At 53.7% G+C, this 19580-nt stretch carries 19 protein-coding genes; 12 read left to right on the plus strand and 7 right to left on the minus strand.

What is annotated here, in order from left to right; translation table 11 throughout:
- Window positions 1-34 precede the first annotated feature (34 nt).
- Window positions 35-661 (plus strand): hypothetical protein, encoded by a 627-nt coding sequence (locus tag CSC3H3_RS07510; protein WP_245881324.1) that lies wholly within the window; start codon window positions 35-37, stop codon window positions 659-661.
- A gap of 184 nt (window positions 662-845) precedes the next feature.
- On the opposite strand, the gene CSC3H3_RS07515 is transcribed toward CSC3H3_RS07510, so the two are convergent.
- Window positions 846-1292: a CoA-binding protein gene (locus CSC3H3_RS07515; RefSeq protein WP_101284455.1), complete on the minus strand. Its 447-nt coding sequence runs from the start codon at window positions 1290-1292 to the stop codon at window positions 846-848.
- A gap of 240 nt (window positions 1293-1532) precedes the next feature.
- Between CSC3H3_RS07515 and CSC3H3_RS07520 the strand changes: the two genes are divergently transcribed.
- Entirely contained in the window at window positions 1533-2435 is a 903-nt protein-coding gene (locus CSC3H3_RS07520; RefSeq protein ID WP_101284456.1) for a protein-methionine-sulfoxide reductase heme-binding subunit MsrQ, read from the plus strand.
- A gap of 28 nt (window positions 2436-2463) precedes the next feature.
- Here CSC3H3_RS07520 and CSC3H3_RS07525 read toward each other — a convergent pair whose 3' ends face one another.
- Window positions 2464-3099, minus strand: a complete 636-nt coding sequence (locus CSC3H3_RS07525) for a LysE family translocator (RefSeq protein ID WP_101267770.1) — start codon at window positions 3097-3099, stop codon at window positions 2464-2466.
- Between the two features lie 634 nt (window positions 3100-3733).
- Between CSC3H3_RS07525 and CSC3H3_RS07535 the strand changes: the two genes are divergently transcribed.
- Both CSC3H3_RS07535 and CSC3H3_RS07540 read left to right on the plus strand, forming a co-directional pair.
- Window positions 3734-5956, plus strand: a complete 2223-nt coding sequence (locus CSC3H3_RS07535) for a TonB-dependent siderophore receptor (protein WP_101284458.1) — start codon at window positions 3734-3736, stop codon at window positions 5954-5956.
- A 126-nt stretch (window positions 5957-6082) separates the two neighbouring features.
- Window positions 6083-7693, plus strand: coding sequence for an alpha/beta hydrolase-fold protein (locus tag CSC3H3_RS07540; protein ID WP_172963404.1), 1611 nt, complete (start codon window positions 6083-6085; stop codon window positions 7691-7693).
- 93 nt (window positions 7694-7786) lie between these two features.
- Here CSC3H3_RS07540 and CSC3H3_RS07545 read toward each other — a convergent pair whose 3' ends face one another.
- Complete coding sequence (locus CSC3H3_RS07545) at window positions 7787-8620, minus strand: enoyl-CoA hydratase (RefSeq protein WP_342751370.1); 834 nt, start codon at window positions 8618-8620, stop codon at window positions 7787-7789.
- 126 nt (window positions 8621-8746) lie between these two features.
- Here CSC3H3_RS07545 and CSC3H3_RS07550 point away from each other — a divergent pair, with 126 nt between their 5' ends.
- The 5 genes from CSC3H3_RS07550 to CSC3H3_RS07570 all read left to right on the plus strand — a co-directional run bounded on the left by CSC3H3_RS07550 (window position 8747) and on the right by CSC3H3_RS07570 (window position 12692).
- Window positions 8747-9610 carry a hypothetical protein gene (locus CSC3H3_RS07550; RefSeq protein ID WP_101284461.1) on the plus strand — a complete coding sequence of 288 codons (864 nt, stop codon included), beginning with the start codon at window positions 8747-8749 and terminating at the stop codon, window positions 9608-9610.
- 414 nt (window positions 9611-10024) lie between these two features.
- Window positions 10025-10468, plus strand: coding sequence for a PaaI family thioesterase (locus CSC3H3_RS07555; protein WP_101284462.1), 444 nt, complete (start codon window positions 10025-10027; stop codon window positions 10466-10468).
- A gap of 159 nt (window positions 10469-10627) precedes the next feature.
- Entirely contained in the window at window positions 10628-11095 is a 468-nt protein-coding gene (gene rplM, locus CSC3H3_RS07560; protein ID WP_101267756.1) for a 50S ribosomal protein L13, read from the plus strand.
- Window positions 11092-11580, plus strand: a complete 489-nt coding sequence (rpsI, locus tag CSC3H3_RS07565; RefSeq protein WP_425444978.1) for a 30S ribosomal protein S9 — start codon at window positions 11092-11094, stop codon at window positions 11578-11580. Before rplM ends, rpsI begins: the two co-directional genes overlap by 4 nt.
- Before the next feature lie 128 nt (window positions 11581-11708).
- A complete protein-coding gene (locus CSC3H3_RS07570; protein WP_245881325.1) occupies window positions 11709-12692 on the plus strand; it encodes a GNAT family N-acetyltransferase in 984 nt (327 codons plus the stop codon).
- A gap of 72 nt (window positions 12693-12764) precedes the next feature.
- Here CSC3H3_RS07570 and CSC3H3_RS07575 read toward each other — a convergent pair whose 3' ends face one another.
- From CSC3H3_RS07575 to CSC3H3_RS07590, 4 genes are all read right to left on the minus strand, one after another.
- Window positions 12765-13019, minus strand: coding sequence for a hypothetical protein (locus CSC3H3_RS07575; protein WP_101284463.1), 255 nt, complete (start codon window positions 13017-13019; stop codon window positions 12765-12767).
- A 162-nt stretch (window positions 13020-13181) separates the two neighbouring features.
- Entirely contained in the window at window positions 13182-14876 is a 1695-nt protein-coding gene (locus CSC3H3_RS07580; protein WP_101284464.1) for a phosphoethanolamine transferase, read from the minus strand.
- A gap of 119 nt (window positions 14877-14995) precedes the next feature.
- On the minus strand, window positions 14996-15535 hold the full coding sequence (locus tag CSC3H3_RS07585) for a cytochrome b/b6 domain-containing protein (RefSeq protein WP_101284465.1): 540 nt from the start codon (window positions 15533-15535) through the stop codon (window positions 14996-14998).
- A gap of 1 nt (window position 15536) precedes the next feature.
- Window positions 15537-15815, minus strand: a complete 279-nt coding sequence (locus CSC3H3_RS07590; RefSeq protein ID WP_101284466.1) for a PepSY domain-containing protein — start codon at window positions 15813-15815, stop codon at window positions 15537-15539.
- A 148-nt stretch (window positions 15816-15963) separates the two neighbouring features.
- Between CSC3H3_RS07590 and CSC3H3_RS07595 the strand changes: the two genes are divergently transcribed.
- The 3 genes from CSC3H3_RS07595 (at window position 15964) to CSC3H3_RS07605 (ending at window position 19487) form a co-directional block, all read left to right on the plus strand.
- A complete protein-coding gene (locus CSC3H3_RS07595; RefSeq protein ID WP_101267747.1) occupies window positions 15964-16620 on the plus strand; it encodes a response regulator in 657 nt (218 codons plus the stop codon).
- Between the two features lie 6 nt (window positions 16621-16626).
- Window positions 16627-18000 (plus strand): sensor histidine kinase, encoded by a 1374-nt coding sequence (locus CSC3H3_RS07600; protein ID WP_101284467.1) that lies wholly within the window; start codon window positions 16627-16629, stop codon window positions 17998-18000.
- A gap of 131 nt (window positions 18001-18131) precedes the next feature.
- Window positions 18132-19487, plus strand: a complete 1356-nt coding sequence (locus CSC3H3_RS07605) for a hypothetical protein (protein ID WP_101284468.1) — start codon at window positions 18132-18134, stop codon at window positions 19485-19487.
- Window positions 19488-19580 lie beyond the last annotated feature (93 nt).

Raw genomic sequence — 19580 nt, forward strand, 5'->3', positions numbered from 1 at the left:
GCGAAAGAGTGTCTTGTGTGCCGTTTCGGCATTCATGGGACTTGGTATTCTGACTTTTGCAGATGTTTCCGCACAGGCGGGCGAGCCAACACCCGTTGTTCCCTTTGAAAAACTGTTCGCCAAGGAACGCGGTGATTCAAAAGTTCTGCGGTTTAATGGCTTTTCTGGCGAAATTCCCAATAAACGCATCAAGGCATTATTACGGTCCGGCCCGATTCTGGGGGACCGTGTTTTATTATCCGAAGATGTCGCGGTTTATTTCCCCGATGGCTATATCGTTCAGTCCCAGGCGCGACTGGCAAAATATGTCCCGTCGCCGGGCTTAAAGCCAAATCAGGTTTTGTCGCGCAATAATCTGGTGAAAAACCCGCGCTATAATCTGGTTTCTGAATTTGACGGTGTTTTGGGCCGCGAATGTGCCCGTGTTGCCTATGCCGATGGTTTTGCATCCCTGCGCATCAATCGCAGCGGTGTGATGTCGCTGATCACTGAAGGACCGGGCATTTTTGATGCTGTTCTTGGTGAAAATACCACCACCTACGACATTACCAGTGCTGTTAAACCCGTCTTTATGGGCAATAAGGGTCTGGTTCCCGACCTGATCCGTCTGTGCCAGGGTGGCACCAGCAAAATTGCCGGCACCCTGACGGCCCAAAAATAATCATGGTCACTGCGTTGCTGTCGCAACAATTTGCGCGGCGCGTGGGATAATATTTGATCAAATCGCAAAAGCCCCCGCGAAATTGTGGGGGCTTTTTTGTCGGCTTATTAATCAGTCTGCCAAGCAGGCAGGGCCGATGGATACGCGGTTTGATAAACATCATAACCGCGCTTTGTTCGCGGCCTTACGCAGTTTTGCGCCAGTCCGCGACAAAAAGCTGCGGGATTTCGATGGCGGGGCAGCGGTTCATCACTACTGTCAATCCTGCATCCTGCGCGCGTTTGGCGGCATCTTCGTCAATCACGTTAAGCTGCATCCAAACCGCCTTGGCATTTACGGCAATGGCTTCGTCCACGACACCGCCAGCATCTTCCGAATTGCGGAAAATATCGACCATGTCGACAGGTTCGGGAATATCGGCCAATTGGGCATAGACCTTCTGGTCATGAATTTTGCCGCCTGCCTGGCCGGGATTGACCGGAATAACGTGAAAGCCCCGATCGAGCAAAAACGCCATCACCCGGTTGGACGGGCGTTCGGGTTTGGGGCTGGCCCCGACCAGGGCAATGGTCCGGGTACGATTAAAAAGGTCGCGTAATCCGGCATTATCGGGATTGGTAAATGTGCTCATCGTCGATTCTTTCCATCAACTTTTGTGGCGCGGTATTTTTTCAATTTATGGGGGCATTGCGTCGGCACAATGGCGAAGATTGCGGCTTCACATTTTATCCTGTCCGCCTCGCGCAGAGTTGATCGCGAGTTTAAGTGACCCCGCACCGGTTTTTGCGTTGTATGGGATGGTGAAATTGCAACATGCTTGGAACGCGTTTCCAATCGGTTGCCTGCTATTAACAGAAACAGGGAAGCCCTCATGTTCCCATGGCTTGATCATTCCGGACGTTTTTCCGCCTTCAAACTGATGGTGTTTATCGCCATTCTGGTGCCGGGGTGTGTGGTGCTATGGCCTGTGCTGTTTCACGGGGGCGTATCCCTGCCCATCAAGGATGCCATTCATGGCTCGGGTGACTGGGCCATTCGCATGTTGCTGATTTCGCTTGCCATCACCCCGTTTCGCCGCGTTACCAAATTCACCAAAATCGTTCTGGTGCGGCGCATGGTCGGCCTGGCTGCAATGGGGTATGCGCTGTGCCATTTGCTGCTTTATTGCATTGACCAGTCATTTGATATTTCGCGCATCGCAACGGAAATTGCCGTTCGCATTTATCTGACCATCGGCTTTGTTGCCGTGATGGGGCTGGTGGTGCTGGGTGTTACATCCACCAACGGCATGATGCGCCGTCTGGGCCGTAACTGGGGCCGTTTGCACAAGGCCAGTTATTTCATTGCAATTCTGGGCATCCTGCATTTCTTCATGCAGTCCAAGGTCGATGTGACCGAGGCAACCCTGATGGCCGGTTTTTACCTGTGGCTGATGTTTTCGCGCTTTGCCAGCAAAATGAACTGGAAAATGAAGTCCCCCGTTACCCTGCTGGGTCTGTCGGTTGCGGCGTCGCTTGCGACGGCGGCTGTTGAATATGCGTGGTTTGCCATTGCAACGGGGGTTCCGCCGCTGCGGGTTTTGCAGGCTAATCTGCACTGGATGTATCCGCCGCGCCCGGCCTGGATCGTGCTGTTTATCGGTGTGTTGATCGCCCTGATCCCGGTTATCAAACAGGTATGGGAAAAATGGGGTGGGGCAGGTGCCGCGCAATCCGGTTCCGGGCGTGCCGCCGCACGTGGCGGGCGGGCCCGTGCCCGCGCCGCCAGCCGTTAAGCATTAAATGCTTTGTAGTGTTGCAAGGTTAAACTGCGGCATTGGCCCGGCGAACCAGTGCTGTCATCAACCCGGCCGCAATAAGGACCGAACCGCCAGCCCGCCCCATGATTTGCATGGCGCGCGGGCTGCGGAATTTTTGCCGCATGGTGCCCGCTGCCAGCGCCCATAACAGCACATTGACCATCGCCAACCCGACAAAGGTTGCAATCAGCACCGTGAATTGCGGCATTACCGGCTGATGGGGCACAATGAATTGCGGGACAAAGGCGATGAAAAAGATAATCCCCTTCGGGTTCAGCGCGGTCACAATATAGGCATGCAAAAACATGCGTGACGGGCGGTTGCGCTGGGATTCCTGTGAATCTTCAAGCTGGTGGGGTTTTTCCCGCCACATCTTGATACCCAGATAAACCAGATAGCCCGCACCCACCAGCTTCAGCACACTAAAAGCCGTTGCCGATGCCGAAAGCAGCGCACCAGCCCCCATCAAAGACAGGGTCATGGCAGTAAAATCACCCAGCGCCACGCCCGGCACAGTGGCCCATGCCGTTTGCCGCCCTTTACCCAGCGCATAGCTGACCACCAGCATCACCGTCGGGCCGGGAATGGCCAGAACAATGCTGCAGGCCAGGGCATATGTGACCCATAATTCGAATGTCATGGTGGCATTTCCCTTCTTGTTAAATTGTACTGCTTATTAAGCCGGATAAATTTTCAATTGGCAAAACCTTGATTGCATCCTGTGTCAGGGCAGTGTTTTGCTCGTGCCAATGCCTGTTGTGATGCTTTTGCAAATGGTTCTGACGTCTTCGCAAAGATATTTGCGGATGAAAACCATTCGCATCTTTGTTATTCCAATTTCCGACATTGATAATCATTCTCATGACCATGGGGTGATCATTCGCGGGACATAACCTGCATCGGGGGAAGTATGGCACAATTTGCAACGCATAATCGGCATTCCTGGCATTGGGCCTGTTTGGGGCATTTATCTGTCCCGTAAGGCATCTGCCAAATTGGCACTGTGGCAGGTCAGGTTCGTGCGGTTTGGTTCGGGAAAATATTGCCACATGGCAACCAACCCCCGGCTTTATGCCGGTAAATGCCTGATCTTTGCGGGTTGTGGTGTTTCACATTGATCGGCGCAATGGCGCCCTTTGAAACGCCGTCTACACCTGGCCCGGTGCCCACTAACCAGTTTTTAGCGCTGCTTTGACTTGCCCGATTGATGTGTCACGGGCGGGAAGGTGGCTGCTTGACGCAATTGAAAATTCAAAGAAATCAAGGATCGCGCGATGATGTGCAAAACCGCACAAAATGCTCACGCCCGCCAGCATGGTGCCCGTTTTACAGGCCGCAAAGCATTGGTCACCTTGGGCCTTTATGCTGGTGTCAGCCTGGCAGTTCTGCATGCAGCCCAGGCCCAGCAGGCCACAGATACCCCCCAAAGCGAACAGCAGGGTACAGATCCCATTACTCTTGATCCGATCCGCGTTGAAGGTATTGGCGAGCGGGGCGACGGACCGGTTCAGGGCTATGTTGCAAAACGCAGCCGTGCAGGCACCAAAACCGATACGCCGCTAATGAAAACCTCGCAGTCGGTTTCGGTTGTGCCGGCAGAACAAATCGAAGACCAGCAGGCCGGTTCCGTTGCCGAAGCGCTGCGTTATTCTGCCGGGGTCTTTACCGAATATCGCGGTATGTCGAACCAGCATGATGAAATGTATGTGCGCGGTTTTTCCTATGTCCCGCGTTATCTTGATGGTCTTGATTATGGTTTGGGGTCGCTGGGGCAGGTGGAACCCTATTTCCTTGAACGGGTTGAAGTTTTGCGCGGTCCGTCGTCCATTTTGTACGGGCAGGCCAATCCGGGCGGGATTGTTAATCTGGTTTCCAAAAAGGCAGATGGCGATCTTGGTAATTCGATGGAGCTGACAGCCGGGACGGACAACCTGTTTTCAAGTGCGGTTGATCTTTCGGGCATTCTTTCGGCCGAAAAGGGCATTTCCTGGCGTATGGTTGCCAAAGGCATTACCGAGGAAGAACAGGCAGGTGATGTTGATAAAAAACGCATTGCCGTGATGCCGTCGGTAAACTGGACCCCCAATGACCGTACTGATCTGACCGTTTCGCTGATGTATCAGAACGACCCGGATGCGGGCACACGTAACTTTTTGATGTCGCGTGGTTTGGTTACCCCAACCAGTTCGGGTTATATCCCGCAGGATTTCTATATCGGCAATCCCAATTTCGAGGAATCATCGCGCACCCAGACATCGGTGGGATATGAGCTTGAACATGCCCTGAATGATATGATCACCCTGCGTCAGAATGCCCGCTACACCAATATCGAGGCGGATGTGAAAGGCATGATCGGCTGGAGCACGATTGACGATCAAACAATTGATCGCCGTGCAACCGCCTATGGGGATGAGCTTGAGCAATATGCCATCGATAACCAGGCCCAGTTTGATTTTGCCACCGGTGCATTCGAACATACGGTGCTGGTGGGGCTGGATGCCAAATATTCCGTTCATGACGGGCAATATAAACGCAGCAATACATCCTATCCCATTAACTGGACATCGCCCGATTACGGGCCGATTGGCACGGTGGTTTATGATGGCTATTCCTATGACGAAACCACAAAATCACGCCAGATTGGTCTTTATGCCCAGGAACAGCTTGAAATCGGACAACTGACGTTAAGTGCCGGTGGCCGCCATGATTGGGCCGATAATACCTTCGAGGATAATGCCGCCGGAACATCGACCGATTATTCCGATAGCGCCTTTTCCGGGCGTTTGGGGGCAATTTACAATTTTAGCAATGGCCTTGCCCCCTATGTCAGCTACAGCACCTCGTTTGAACCGCAACTGGGTAGTAATGGCAGCGGTGCCCCCTATGAACCCGTAACAGCACAGCAATATGAAGCGGGTATCAAGTTTGGCCCCGATAGCGGGCGGTATCAGCTTATTGCCTCGGTCTACAAGATCACGCAGCAAAACGTGGTTTCGCGCGATCCGACGACAAACCTCAGCTATCAGACCGGTGAGATTGAAAGCCGTGGCTACGAGCTTGAGGCCCATGCCGAAATCCTTGATAACCTTAATCTGGTTGCCAGCTACAGCCACATCAATGCGGAAATCACCAAGGATGCCAACCCCGTCAGTGTTGGTCTGAAACGGGATCGCACGCCTGAAGACCAGGCATCTCTTTGGTTGAAACAGGACATTGTTTCAGGTGCGTTTGATGGCCTGGGTTTTGGGGCGGGTGTGCGTTATATCGGCGAAAGCACGGATCGCACCAATACCATCGATGTGCCCGACGTTACCCTGTTTGACGCCATGCTTAGTTATGATCTGGCAAGTGTTTCCACGCGGTTGGAAGGCGCAAAGCTGCAGCTTAATGTCACCAACCTGACAGATGAAACCTATGTCGCCAGCTGTGCCGGTTCGACATCATGTTTCTATGGGCCGGGCCGTACTGTTACCGCCACCCTGAAATATAGCTGGTAAAAAATGGCACCGATGAAACGGTTTTATTTGATCATGGCGGGTGTCCTGGCGGCAGTGTTTGTAACGGGCACAGCGTTTTCCTGGGCTCAGCAGGCAAACAACACCCCAAAACCCGAAACATCATCAATGACATTAACAAAGGACGGGGCGCTTGATGCGCCCCTGCCACCCATTGGGCACAGCCTGTTTATCGCGCTTGATACCCGATCGGGCGATTATGTGCGTGCAACCCTTGCAAGTGGTGATGCGCCGGTTGATCTGCGATTGGTGGATGCTGATGGTAAATCATTGCGCCAGTTACTTACCTATTCCACTGGTAAGGGCGAATTTCAGTTCATTGCCCCGGCTGGTGCAATCGCGTTAAAGCTTGATCGTGCCAGCACGGATTTTATTCCCTATCCCGTTCATGACAACGCACTGGCCGGGCAGGGCGATGAAAGTGCAGCCAGCGCGACATTTCAGCTTTCAATCATTAATCAGGTTGAACCGGCCCGGCAGGTTGCCAGGCCGGAAGGGTATCAAAGCCCGATGATTGCCGGGATTGCCAATGACATTGCGGCGGGCAAGGACACGGATGGTTTTTGGCATGATGTAAAGACGGCTGGTTCGCCAATTATCGAACGCGGTATTACCGCGCCTGGCACCGTTTTGATGACTTTTGTTTATCGTGGTGCCAGCCGTAATGTTCGTCTGTTTGGCGCACCTTCGGGTAACCACGAATATCTGCAACAACTGGCAAAATCCGATATCTGGTTCAAAAGCTTCACGGTGCCGGATTCCACCCGGTTATCCTATCAATTGGCGCCTGATGTGCCCGACCTGCCTGGAAGCCCGCGTGACCGGCGCATTGCCATTTTATCAACCGCGCAGATGGACCCGTTAAACCAGCATCCCTGGCCGGAAACCGGCGCGGACCGGTTTAATACCCAGTCAACGGTGACCCTTGAAAATGCCCCCATGCAGCCCGGTGTTCTGGCCGGGGAAAAGAATGCGGCGATCGGGCAGGGCACCTTAACCCGCCATATCCTGACCAGCGAGATTTTGCATAATCAGCGCGAAGCCTTTATTTACCTGCCGCCTGATTTTGATGCGCAAAACCCCGATAATATTTTGCTGTTTGCCTTTGATGCCCGAACCTATCTGGGCAAAATTCAAACGCAGGCGATTTTGGATAATCTGATTGGTGCGGACCAGTTGCCCCCGGTGGTTGCCATTTTCCTTGCCAATCCCGATGCCGATGCCAGGGCGCGCGAACTGCCTGCCAACCCAACCTTTGCCGATGCCATGGCACAGGAATTTTTGCCCTGGGTGGCGGCCCAAACCGGCATTACAGCCAACCCGGCACGAACAATTATCGCCGGTTCCAGCTATGGCGGGCTTGCCGCGGTTACGGTCGCGTTGCGCCATCCGCAGGTATTTGGTAATGCGCTTTCCATGTCCGGGTCATTCTGGTGGCATCCGGCCAATAGCCTGGCAGACCGCCAGGAATATGTTGTATCCCAGGTGGTGGAAAATCCGGTGGTGCCGGTGCGCATTTTTCTTGGTGCGGGGCTGTTTGAAACCGGTCATAGCGGTGTGGGGGGAATTATCGATACCAACCGCCATTTGCGCGATGTGCTGCATGCCCGCAATTATGATGTGCAATACCGCGAATATGCCGGTGGGCATGACCATTTTGTTTGGCGGGGCGTGCTGGGCGATGGTTTGCTGGCCCTGTTTGGCAAGGACACCCCCTGATCGCGCCCGGTATGTTCCTGCTTATTTAAATGATAAATGGCGATATCTGCGCGGATATCGCCATTTTCTATTGGGGCGGCTGCCTGTACCCCATTATTCGTGGCGCCAGGTGGGGTGCCGTTTTTCGACAAAGGCACCAATGCCTTCGCCAGCATCACTGGTTTGCATGTTTGTTGTCATAACCGATGATGCATAATCATAGGCACTTGCCAGCGGCATTTCGATCTGGCGATAAAAGGCTTCCTTGCCGATCTTGACGGTCGAGCCAGATTTTTCGGCAATGCGCGCGGCCAGATCGCGGGTTGCAGTTTCCAGTTCATCCTCGGAAACGATGTCGGAAATCAGGCCCATCTGCCAGGCTTGTTCTGCCGAAATCGGATCACCGGTTAGCAGCATGCGCATGGCATGTTTGCGTGCAATATTGCGCGAAAGGGCAACCATTGGCGTTGAACAGAACAGGCCGATATTAACACCGGGCGTCGCAAATTTTGCGGTGTCGCTGGCAACCGCTAGGTCGCAACTGGCGACCAACTGGCAGCCCGCAGCAGTTGCCATGCCATGTATTTGTGCAATAACCGGTTGGGGTAGCGTAACAATTCGCATCATCAATTCACTGCATTGGGCAAATAAAGCAGCATGCCCGTCACAATGTGAAATGCCTTTTAATTCTTTTAAATCATGACCAGCGCAAAATACCGGGCCATTTGCTGCAAGAATCACCGCGCGAATATTCGGCGACGCCGCAATATCATTTAGCTCCGTCAGTAACGCATCCATCATCTTTGAGGATAGGGCGTTTCTTTTTTTGGGTTGGTCCATGGTGAGGGTGACGACTGAATTGCTATCCTCACGGACTATACAATTTCCGGTAAATTCATCTTTTTGGATCATTTTTTCCTCCCTGGTGCAAATTTTACTGCACGACATTGTCCAATTGTCATAGCATGAAAAGCATGGTCGCTGTTATCACTTCAGTCAGACTTTTGTGGCAGAATTGCCTGCTCGAAAACGTGCCTGAATATTTGTAGCAGTTGCTGACATCAGGTGGACGAGATGGAAGATCGCGAGAAACCGGAACGGGGTCCGCAGGAAACGGCCCCGTCTGCATATGTTTCCAATCGCCGGTTGCAACAAACCCGCCGGGTGCTTTCACCTGCGCGTCAGTCCTCGATGAACCGCTATGACCGCCCGGAAGTGATTGAACGCGAACTGGAAGGAAAAAAGGCTGCTGCCATTGAGCGGCTGGCAGCCAAGGGCATTAACGTTACCCGGATTGGTCCTGAACCGGAAAAAAACAGGGACCAGAACCCGGACCAGTTTGTCTGGGGAAATGATGATTCAAACCCGAATATAACGGGTAACGGGCTGCAAGACGGCGGGACACGGCAACCACCTTCTTTTGAATGGAAGCGTGAAAATAATGACAATCGCCCCGAGGATGCGGATCTACCGACAAACACCGATCCGGCCCATTCGGGGCTTGCCTTAACGGATGAAAAGCCCGATATGGCGGCAAAGGCGCCAGAGGGCCATTCACAAGCAGACGATTTGTTGTCGCGATTTACGCAGGAACCACATTTTGATGCTGCCGCACCCGAGCCTAACCCGGATTTGACTGATATGGCCATTGAACAGCATGGGTTGCGTTTACCGGATCACAAACCGGGCACCCCAAGACCGCAAAAACCGGCACCAACCGAACCCGTCGAGCATTTGCCAAGCGGGCGCCGCCGCGCCACGGCCGAAAGCTATGCCGCACTTGATAGCCTGGCCTCGCGCCCACCCAAGCAGCCCGAAAAACCCGAACGCCGCGGCGTTGAACGTTGGGCACCGCGCATTGGCGCCTACATGATTGCCGCTATTGCCGTTGGTTATGTGCTGGTACTGACCGCGATTGAGCTTTACTCGCTGTTTTAACCCGTTCTGCGCACAGTGGCTATGCACTGCGCCTTGACAAGGCTTTGCGTCCGGTCTGAATGGAATTTCAATTTACGATGGCGACACTTGTTAAGGTGTCGCCATTTCTGCATCTGGTCACTTTAACCTGCTTTGAGTCATGGCCTTAATATGGACCATCAATGGATCGTCAATTCCTTTATTACAGCCAGGATGATCATGAAGCGGTTTTCAAGTCTCCTTCTGGTTTGTTTAGGCGAAAGGGCAATGGGTCGGGACCGCTATACGTTCCCCGCTTCACTTTTTCCTTTGTTTTTCCCTCTCAGACATAGGGCAGGCGATGCAGCAAATTCCGGCATGACGTAGCTACCTATTTACGTTAACGTTAACGTAAATAATGGGCAGCACGCCCAACGCAGCGGGAGGCGCGTATTCATGGCAACTGGAAATGAAACTGGCATCAGCACCGGTGATTTTGACCGTATCATGGCGCAAAAGGTGCCATACGTCGGGGATATGGGCATTGTCACCGAAAGCCTGGAAGGCGGTGTTGCCCGCTTAAGGCTGCCTTTTAATCCGCGTTATATACGGCCGGGAAATGTGGTTTGCGGCCCGGCGATTTTCGCCCTGGCCGATATTGCGCTTTATGCTGTTGCCTGGATGGTTGCGCCGGTGGCCGACCATGCGGTAACAACCGAGGCGACGGTGCATTTCCTGTCCGGGGCAAAGCCGGGTGATCTGATTGCGGAAGCCAGCATCCTGAAGGCAGGCAAGCGGCTGTTGATTGCCCAGTGTGACATTCGATCAGCCGTTGATAATGCCCTTTGTGCCCATGTGATTGGCACCTATGCAATGCCGCCGGCAGGCAAAGCGGGATAAAAAAGCGGATATGTGTGTGGTAAAATAATACCAAAACATATAAGTTATTGTTTTATAACGAATTATTCCTGTTGCTTTCCCGGTGGAAATTGGCATACTGCGCCCACTTTCAGCGAGGGGCGATTCCCTCCGTGAAAACCAGTTTCAGGTAAAGAATTTATGAAAACCTTCACTGCGACACCGAGCGACATTGAGCGCAAATGGTTCGTGATCGACGCAGAAGACGTCGTTCTCGGTCGTTTGGCTGCAATCGTTGCCAATCGTCTTCGGGGCAAGCACAAAGCCATGTTTACCCCGCACATGGATTGTGGCGATCACATCGTTATCGTCAATGCCGAAAAGGTCAAACTGACCGGCCGTAAACTGACCGACAAGAAGTTTTACTGGCACACCGGTTACCCGGGCGGCATCAAAGAACGCACCATGGACAAACTCCTGGGTGGCGAACATCCGGAACGCGTTATCATCAAAGCTGTTGAACGCATGATGAGCCGTGGCCCGCTGCGCAGCCAGGTTATGACCAAGTTGCACGTTTATGCCGGTACGGAACATCCGCATGAAGCGCAGCAGCCGGAAGTGCTCGATGTATCGGCACTGAACGAAAAGAATAAGCGGAGCGCTAAATAATGGCCGACACCAAAACTCTTGAAGATCTCAAGGATCTGGCGCCGGCTGGTCAGGCCGCTGCTTCTGAAAGCACCCTGCCGGAACCGAAGATCGACGAACTGGGCCGTGCCTATGCAACCGGCCGTCGTAAAAACGCAATTGCTCGTGTCTGGATCAAACGCGGTTCGGGCAAGATCACCGTTAACGGTCGCGAATTCGAAAACTATTTCGGTCGCCCGGTTCTGCGCATGCTGATCAACCAGCCGTTCGGCGCTGCTGGTCGTAACGAACAGTATGACGTGTTCTGCACCGTTGTTGGTGGTGGTCTTTCCGGTCAGGCCGGTGCAGTCCGTCACGGCATTTCGCGTGCCCTGATCAATTTCGAACCGGAACTGCGCAAAGTTCTGAAGTCCGGTGGGTTCCTCACCCGTGACTCGCGTGCAGTTGAACGTAAGAAATACGGTAAAGCCAAAGCCCGCCGCAGCTTCCAGTTCTCGAAGCGCTAACCGGCAGCTATACGCGATCGCGATTTCAAAGAAGCCCGCTGGTTACGCCAGCGGGCTTTTTCTGTTTTGGACGAATATTCGACATGGCGGGTTTTCCCGCCTGAACACTCAAACATTCAGGGATCAAAATGCAGTACAGAATTCTGCACGAACAGGACTTGCCCGCCCTCGAAGGCTTTTTGTCGACCTATTCCAGCAGCACGATGTTTCTGCGCAATAATTTGCGTGCTGCCGGTATGGGCCGACGTAGTCATCCGCTTTCTGCCGATTATTATGCCGCCATCAATGCCAAGGGTGCCATATGCGCCGTTATTGCCCATATGCGGGCAGGCAACATTCTTGTGCAGGGTGGGGGCGATGGCATCCTATCGGCACGTCTGAGCACGGGCACAGATACAGGTGTGTCGAATGACGCGCTCGCGAATGTGCAAAATCTGGCCGCAATCGACCCGCCCATGGCGGCCCTTGCTGCCTTTTGCCAAAGCAGGCTGGACGGGCGTGTTACCGGCGTTTTGGGGCCATCTGCTGCGGTGCAGGTTGTGCAGGATGCATTTGGTTTGCAGCCAGATGGGTTCACCATCAATCATGATGAAACCCTTTATTCCCTGTCGCTAAGCGATCTGCAATTGCCGATCCATCCGCTGGGTGACAGCTACCAGGTCGAAGATGCCGCCAGAATGGACCGGGCAACTTTGCTGCGCTGGATGCGTCAATACGAGATTGAAGCACTCGGCGCGGAAGAAAGCCCGGTACTCGATGGTCATGTGGCATCGCGGGTGGTAAATGCGCTTGAGGATCGCTGCTGGTGGGTTTTGTTTGTTGATGGGCAGCCAGTATCGCTGACGGGATTTAATGCCCGTCTGCCCGATGCGGTGCAGGTCGGCCCGGTCTGGACGCCACCGGCATACCGCAATATGGGTTATGCGCGGTTTCTGGTCGGGCGCAGTTTGCTGGCGGCGCGTGCACGCGGGGTAAAACAGGCGGTATTGTTTGCCAATAACCCGGCAGCCTGCCGTGCCTATGAGGCCCTTGGTTTTACTGCCATTGGCCAATATCGGCTGTCGCAATTGCGAAAGCCTGTTGTGCTGGCTGATCAAATACCTGCCATGTAAGGGCAAAATATTGGGGGCTGTCGGGGATGGGTGCGTACCATGAATGGTGCGTGCTGTGCCTGGCAGTCCTGCTTATTTCGTGCTTTGCATAAACTTTAAAATAAGCGGCTGCAGGCATTTAAGGATGATGTTTGCCCCGATGATAAAGATAAAGCAGTAAACCACAAACCCCTGGGAAACCAGATTAAGACCAGCATAGGCGATCAGCACGGCAAAAAGCAAAAATGCCGAAATGCCCAAAATAACCATGATCATATCGCTGATATATTGTTTCTGGGCATCCGTGCTCATGTCGTCAAATTTGGGGCGAACTGGCTTTGTGCTCATTGGTAGGTCCCGGTTTGTGGTGCCTTTTAACGGTTGTTTTAACCATAGTGGCAAAATCGGGCTGTTTTAAGAAGGGTTTGGTCTGCAGGCACAAAATGCAAAAGGCCGGTTCATCGCGCATATGCAACGAACCGGCCTTTTGATTAAAACCATCCGACGTCTTTATTGCACAATGGGCTGCGCCGGGTTGTTCGATGCGGTATGTGTGCCCGGCGTTTCACATTTTGCCAGAATGTCATGGTCGGCCTGATACAGGCTGGTCGAAACATCAAACAGGCCAAGCACGGTTGAAAAAAGATTGTCCTGTGAATAGGCATCATTTCGCGCGGTGTTGCTGACGCAGGACGTGTCGATATTTTTGCTTTCGGCGGTTCGTTTTGCCATCCACATGAACATTGGGACATGTGTTTGTTGTGACGGGGCAAAGACATAGGGCGCGCCATGCAGGTACAGGCCGTTTTCGCCGAGTGATTCACCATGATCGGATACATAAAGCAGCGATGTATTGTAATCCGATGACAGGCTTTGCAGTTTCGCGATCATCTGCGAGATGATGTAATCGGTGTAACGGATTGAATTATCGTAACTGTTGACCAGTTCCTCGCTGCTGCAATTTTCAATGTCACTGCGCGGGCAATCCGGGGTGAAGGCACGGAAATCATCGGGGTAGCGCTGGTAATAGGTTGGCCCGTGGCTGCCGATGATATGAAACACCATCAGTTTGTCGCCCGCTTTCATCGCTGCCATTTCCGGGTCGATATCTTCAAGCATGGCGGCATCCAGGCAGGAATGGCCGTTGCACAGGTCAGGATACATATCGGGCGACAATTCGATATTCGGCACCCGGTCACACACACCTTTGCAGCCGCCGTCATTTTCCTTCCAGAATACCGAAACCCCGGTTCTCGCCACGATATCAAGCAGGTTTTCCCGTTTGGCCGCGTGGGAGCCATCAAAATTCGCATGTGTCATGTCAGAAAACATGCAGGGCACGGAAATGGCCGTTGCCGTCCCGCAGGAACTGACATTCTGAAAGCTGACAAGGCCGGGTATATCGCGGGTGAAAGGCGATGTATCGCGTTTGTAGCCATCAAGGGCGACGTTTTCGGCGCGTGCCGTTTCCCCGATCACCAGAAAAACAAGGTTCGGCTTGCCAAAGGATGGCTGGCGTTTGGCATCTTCGCCAATTTTCTGGAACGGGATGAAATGCGCCTTGTATTGCATTTTGCCATATTGAATACCCGCCACAACATAGTTGAACGGCATGGCTTCCTTGCCAAGGATTTTGTTGTTTCGCCCGACCGATGCATAGTTTTTGAAATAACCCGCGCCCAAAAGGCCGGTAACGGCAAGCACGACGGTTAAAATTACCAATCGCTGGGCCAGCCCGGCAAATATGGTTTTGGGGTATTTCAGCGGAACGGCAATTAACAGGATGGCGGGCAAAATCCCGGTCAGGAAAATCCACATCACCGAACTGCCACTGACATAGGAAAGGGCCTCGGCGGGGTAGGTTTCGGCGAAGTTGGTAAACATCGCCCGGTCAAAAACAATGCCGTAATGCTGCATGGCATAATTGGCAACCGCACCCGTAACGATGAAAAACACCAATGCAGGTTTCAGTACATATTTGAAACTGAAAGGCACAAAAACCAGTGTCAGTGCCAGGATCACGACAAAAGGTGCCGTGGCGGCAAAGATCGGGTCGTATTCATCCATTTGCGACAGGATCGAATAGAAATGCCGCAATAGAACCCAGTTAAAGGTTGCGGTGAAATACAGCACGGTAACGATCAGCGCGATGCGATAATCAATTGCCGGGAACCGTAAGTTTTTGCGCCAGCTGGAAAAATTCATTGTCACAATCCATGGGCAATTGCCCGTTACGGGGTAGGGGGAGGAATTGTTTGTTTTGCCTTTCCCGGCGACGGGCATTGCTGCGATCAGCCGGAAAAGGTGCATTCGGGATCAACGGATCAGGTGATATCACCAGGGTCGGCCTGGCGTTTGCGGCCGGTCAGCATGGCGCGCACCAGGTTTTCGTGGTGGCGAAGGCTTGCCAGCAGCACACCTGCCACATGCAGGCCCACGCAAACCATCAGGCTGGTTGCCAGAAATTCGTGTACATCCTTGATCCAGTGCCAGCCATGATAGGACGGGGTGGAATAGATCCAGCCGGTGGCCCCGGTCGCGGCCATCAAGCCCAGCAAAACCAGAATCATGGCGCCGCCCGCCGGGTTGTGACCGAGATAGCGGCTTTCTTTCCCACCGATGATGGCGCGCAAATAGCCCAGCACGTCACGCGGAGGACGCACAAATTGCGAAAAACGGGCATAGCGCGGGCCAATCACGCCCCAGAACAGGCGAAAAACCACAAGCGATAACGCGACATAGCCGGTTTTTTCATGCAGCGAATCCCAATTTTCAGCCGAGATCCATGCCACGGCAAAGCAGGTGGCAAAGCTCCAGTGGAACACCCGAACCAGCGGATCCCATACGCGGACTGTTTCTGTCATCTCAACCCTCCTGCACCTTGACGGGTTCAAGACTGTGCGGGTCGAAATAGGCTTCGATCTTTTTGCCGTTTGCATCGGTGGCATAAACTTCGTAACAGCCTTCATCGGTTTTGATGCGCCGGATCTGCCAGCCCTGGCCCTCCAGCTTGTGCTGCAGGGTTTCGCGTGGCTGCCACTGGTCCATCGGTGCTTTGCAAATATTTTCGTCGGCGCGTGCCGGGGCATTCAGGGCAAAGCCTGCTGCCATGATCATTGCCGCTGCCAAAAGCCTGTTTTTCATCGTGTATCGTTACCCGGAATGTGAAAAACTCTCTGGGCAGGAAGGTGCCACCCTTTGCTGACAGCAGGCTGAACGCGCCCGACATCCATTCAGCAAACTGTCAGTTTCAAAGGCTAGATAAGGCGGGCATAAACGACCGAGGTGGGGAATGAGACTTCTGTTAATCGAAGATGAGCAGACATTGGGAAGCGCATTGCGCGATCATCTGGTGTCGGAAGGTTATGCCCCGGATTGGGTGGAAAACCTGACGGATGCCGAAGTCGCCCTGAAATCAACGTGTTATGACGTGATCCTGCTTGATATCAACCTGCCGGATGGCAATGGTGTTGCCATGTTGCGTGCCCTGCGCCAGCGCGGCGATGTAACGCCCTGCATCATCCTGACCGCGCAGGACAAAATTTCGGACCGTATCGCCGGGCTAAATGCCGGGGCGGATGATTATCTGGTAAAGCCGTTTGATCTGGGGGAGATGGTGGCGCGTTTGGCCGCGGTTGCCCGGCGATATACCGGCAATCCCAACCCGATCCTGCAAATCGGTGATGTTGAAATTGACCTTGCCCGCAAACTGGTTTTTGTTGCCGGAAAATCAGTTGAGCTGACCGGGCGTGAATGGGCGCTTTTGGACCAGTTTGCCCATAAACCGGGTGCCACCCTTTCCAAACGCCAGCTTGAAGATTCCCTTTACGAATTCGGCGCGGAAATTGAAAGCAACACGGTCGAAGTTTATGTTAGCCGCCTGCGCAAAAAAATTGGCAGCGATCTGATCCGCACCCTGCGCGGTGTTGGATATCGGCTGGAGGGATAAAGACGCATGTTTGGCGGTTTTTTCAAAAGCCTGACGGCCGGTATCATGATCCGCGTTGTCATATGGGTCAGTTTGTGCTGGGCCATTGCGGCCGGTTTGGCGGCTTTTGTCATTCATGATGAACTGACGGAATCATTCGATAGCGGCCTTCGTGAAACCGTGCAGGGCAATCTGCCGCTGGCAGTTGAATTTTTGATGGACCGCCCGTCCAACGCCAAAACCACCCATATTCCCGCCCGCACATCGCTTCCTGTCAATCACGATGTGGACGGCGAAGAAGACCCTGAAGAATATATCATCTATCAGATCCGTGATGCATCGGGCCGGGTTTTGCTGCGCTCGGACAATGCATTGGAAACGCCTTTTACCGCGCCTTTGATGGCAGGGTTCTGGGAAGATGAAACCTTCCGCTATTATTCCGAACCCACGGTGGGCGGCAGCCTTTTCATGCAGGTGGCCGAACCCTTGGCCCATCGCCGCGAAGCAACCTTTGAAAGTGCGCTGGCGGTTTTATTGCCGCTATTTGTGCTGGTGCCGGCTTTGCTGGTTGCGATCTGGTTTAGCGTGCGGGGCGGCATGCGCCCGATTTATCGTTTCCGACAGGACCTGGATCGGCGTGGGGCGGGCAATATGGAAGCCATCGCCATTGATGATTTGCCCAGCGAACTGGCGGCTATGGGCCAGGATGTGAATTTGCTGCTGGACCGCCTGCGCGCTGCAATCAGCGCCGAACGGGCCTTTGCCTCAAACAGTGCGCACGAGCTTCGCACCCCGATTGCCAGCATGCTGGCGCAAACCCAGCAATTGCTGACCGAACTGCCCGCCGAAAGCCCGCATCGCGAACGTGCCCGTTTGATTGAAAAATCGCTGGGCCGGTTGCGCCGCCTGTCAGAAAAACTGTTGCAATGGTCCCGCGCCGAGGCGGGCCTTGGCAAAACGGATGAAGTTCAGGAACTTGATCCAATCATTGATATGCTGATCGAAGATATCCATCGCAGCGGGCGTTTTAAAAACACCATTTCCCTGCATAGGCAGGGTGCAGCCCTGCGTGCGCCGATGGACCCTGATGCCTTTGGTATTTGTGTGGGCAACCTTTTGGAAAATGCCCTGGTGCATGGCGATGTTGATACACCGGTACAGGTGCTGGTTGATGGTCCTGGCCGATTGATTGTTGAAAATGCCTGTGCGGCCCTGCCGCAAAATGTGCTGGCGAAAATTACCCGCCGGTTTGCCCGCCATGGTAACAGCCCGGAAAGTTCCGGTTTGGGCCTTTCGATCGTTGCAGCTTTGATTGATCAGGCAGGGGGTAGCTTTGCTTATGCCTCGCCCTGTCCGGGGCGCAAAGATGGCTTTCAGGCGGTATTGACTTTGCCACAATAAGCCCGGGTTTGGTGTGTGCCTGTATCAATGGTGTTGCTGTTCATAATCCGGTGCAGTTTGATATTGCCGATATTTGCAGGCTTGCTATCTCTTTGACATGATTGTGCCGTATCAGAGATATGGATTTTCATATGCTCAGGAGGCCGACGATTACTTTTGCCCGCAAATTTGCCGTTTTTGGTGTCTGTGCGTCGATATTTGTTCTGGCAGGAACAAAGGCGCATGCGGCTGACCCGCATCAGGTTCTTTATGAATATGACGGGCGGGCGCTGGCAGTCGGCAAATTCAGCATCGTGTCGGTTTTTCAGGAACGTCTGTTTCAGGCGGCTGCCCAGTGCCGTAAAAAGACCCCGGCAAGCTATGGCACGCCAGATGGTGCCATCGGGGCCAATACCCTTCAGGCGGTTAAAGATTATATCACCTGTCGGCCTGACCTTGCGACATATGGCCGGACCGGAAACGGGGCCAATTCGCCCGAACGCAATGGCGCGATTACCATTGGCATCTGGCAGTCCCTGATGCCTGATACCATGCCGTTTCCTGATGCGATTGAACGAGCCAACCAGTTGACCTTCGCCCTTGAAGGTACGGATTTTGACCGGGTGGAATTCAATTTCTGCCAGTCGCGCAATCCATCAAGCGGCAAAAAATTTATCGAAGGCGACCCTTATTGTTATTCCAACGACAAGGCATCCTATTTGACATGGGGGCCACGTGGGGCCACGGCTGGTCATGGTGCAGAGGTACAGCAGATTATCGTGCTAGCGGAAAAGGCCCATCCCGGCCTGCTTCAAACAGTGTTTGGTCCCGAGGCAGACACCATGCGCCGTGTGGTTCTGGGCGATGATGACAGTGTAGAAACCATTTTATGTGCCGCATGGGCAAACCCGCAGCGCCGCAATGATCTGCGCCAGCGATTTGCCCGTTACGGGGCCCTGCATGAAGTGCAGGAAGCCTATCGCATGGTTTATGAGGCCGCCAATGCCGATGGCGGCAAGGTGCAGCGGTTTTTCAGGATTTACAAGGCCCTGAAGCCGGTTATAAACCGGGACCCAACGGAAATTGACGTGGCATTTTTCATTGACCGCGCCACCCATGGCGGGGCCCCACCTGGTGACCTTGCGCCGCTGATTGAAAAAATGCAGTATTTTGCCACGCGCACCAAAAAGGTGCCGTCGCCCGGCCAGTTGCGCCGCCAATTGGCGGCATGGCTGCCGTCCAGCCACAAATATAATGACCGGCTGGCGCGCGATGCGATTTTTCTGATCGATGATCCCGATGTTGACCTGTCTGATGCGCATCGGCGCATCTGGCAAAAACGCTCTGGTTTGCGGGCCAGTTCGTTTGGCCTGGCGGATGACCGCTACGTACCTGCCTATCCGGTGATGCCGGTAACGGGCTATGAAGCAATCAAACGGTTTGTCACCGCCCACCCGGCAGAAAAACGGGCCTGCCCGGCGGCGGCCCTGCGCCCGCATAACCCTTAACGCCATTGCCTTTCGCCGGGGGCGAGTGCACGTGGTAGTGGGTATATGCATATATTGCATGGGATGCCCGGGAAATTGGCGGGCGGAATGTCT

Origin of the sequence: Thalassospira marina (assembly GCF_002844375.1) — a bacterium.
GTDB classification, from domain to species: domain Bacteria; phylum Pseudomonadota; class Alphaproteobacteria; order Rhodospirillales; family Thalassospiraceae; genus Thalassospira; species Thalassospira marina.

Bases quoted from the DNA above. Each gene is read 5' to 3' on its own strand.
- CSC3H3_RS07510 (WP_245881324.1), top strand. From the start codon at position 35: ATGGGACTTGGTATTCTGACTTTTGCAGATGTTTCCGCACAGGCGGGC.
- CSC3H3_RS07515 (WP_101284455.1), bottom strand. From the start codon at position 1,292: ATGAGCACATTTACCAATCCCGATAATGCCGGATTACGCGACCTTTTT.
- CSC3H3_RS07520 (WP_101284456.1), top strand. From the start codon at position 1,533: ATGTTCCCATGGCTTGATCATTCCGGACGTTTTTCCGCCTTCAAACTG.
- CSC3H3_RS07525 (WP_101267770.1), bottom strand. From the start codon at position 3,099: ATGACATTCGAATTATGGGTCACATATGCCCTGGCCTGCAGCATTGTT.
- CSC3H3_RS07535 (WP_101284458.1), top strand. From the start codon at position 3,734: ATGATGTGCAAAACCGCACAAAATGCTCACGCCCGCCAGCATGGTGCC.
- CSC3H3_RS07540 (WP_172963404.1), top strand. From the start codon at position 6,083: ATGACATTAACAAAGGACGGGGCGCTTGATGCGCCCCTGCCACCCATT.
- CSC3H3_RS07545 (WP_342751370.1), bottom strand. From the start codon at position 8,620: ATGTCGTGCAGTAAAATTTGCACCAGGGAGGAAAAAATGATCCAAAAA.
- CSC3H3_RS07550 (WP_101284461.1), top strand. From the start codon at position 8,747: ATGGAAGATCGCGAGAAACCGGAACGGGGTCCGCAGGAAACGGCCCCG.
- CSC3H3_RS07555 (WP_101284462.1), top strand. From the start codon at position 10,025: ATGGCAACTGGAAATGAAACTGGCATCAGCACCGGTGATTTTGACCGT.
- rplM (WP_101267756.1), top strand. From the start codon at position 10,628: ATGAAAACCTTCACTGCGACACCGAGCGACATTGAGCGCAAATGGTTC.
- CSC3H3_RS07570 (WP_245881325.1), top strand. From the start codon at position 11,709: ATGCAGTACAGAATTCTGCACGAACAGGACTTGCCCGCCCTCGAAGGC.
- CSC3H3_RS07575 (WP_101284463.1), bottom strand. From the start codon at position 13,019: ATGAGCACAAAGCCAGTTCGCCCCAAATTTGACGACATGAGCACGGAT.
- CSC3H3_RS07580 (WP_101284464.1), bottom strand. From the start codon at position 14,876: ATGAATTTTTCCAGCTGGCGCAAAAACTTACGGTTCCCGGCAATTGAT.
- CSC3H3_RS07585 (WP_101284465.1), bottom strand. From the start codon at position 15,535: ATGACAGAAACAGTCCGCGTATGGGATCCGCTGGTTCGGGTGTTCCAC.
- CSC3H3_RS07590 (WP_101284466.1), bottom strand. From the start codon at position 15,815: ATGAAAAACAGGCTTTTGGCAGCGGCAATGATCATGGCAGCAGGCTTT.
- CSC3H3_RS07595 (WP_101267747.1), top strand. From the start codon at position 15,964: ATGAGACTTCTGTTAATCGAAGATGAGCAGACATTGGGAAGCGCATTG.
- CSC3H3_RS07600 (WP_101284467.1), top strand. From the start codon at position 16,627: ATGTTTGGCGGTTTTTTCAAAAGCCTGACGGCCGGTATCATGATCCGC.
- CSC3H3_RS07605 (WP_101284468.1), top strand. From the start codon at position 18,132: ATGCTCAGGAGGCCGACGATTACTTTTGCCCGCAAATTTGCCGTTTTT.